This is a genomic window from Ectothiorhodospira shaposhnikovii (assembly GCF_016584105.1).
Taxonomy (GTDB): domain Bacteria; phylum Pseudomonadota; class Gammaproteobacteria; order Ectothiorhodospirales; family Ectothiorhodospiraceae; genus Ectothiorhodospira; species Ectothiorhodospira shaposhnikovii.
In genome coordinates this window covers 1-304 of record NZ_NRSM01000116.1, presented here as the reverse complement: position 1 = coordinate 304, position 304 = coordinate 1, and the positions used below count along the sequence as shown (strand labels likewise).

Sequence of the window (304 nt, the reverse complement as noted above, 5' to 3'; positions counted from 1 at the left end):
ACCGCTTGACCATATAACCCCAAAAAGTCTGAGACTAATGGCGCAGTTGCTCATGCGACATGACATTTGAGAGAACTAAACTACATTTACTCTCGCCTAGATGTTTTCCCGAATTGTTAAATAACTTCACCGGTACAGTGCCGATGAAAAAACAGAGAAAGCAATAAGCTTTCTCCGGATCAAGCAAATCAAGTAGCTTGTGAGGATGCTCGCGCCAAGGCTTGTCACGCTCGCTCTTAAAGGAGGTGATCCAGCCGCAGGTTCCCCTACGGCTACCTTGTTACGACTTCACCCCAGTCATTGA

At 46.7% G+C, this 304-nt stretch carries 1 rRNA gene; it reads right to left on the bottom strand.

The window, feature by feature from the left end:
- Positions 1-238: 238 nt before the first annotated feature.
- Positions 239-304, bottom strand: a 16S ribosomal RNA gene (locus CKO35_RS17650); the annotation flags it as partial.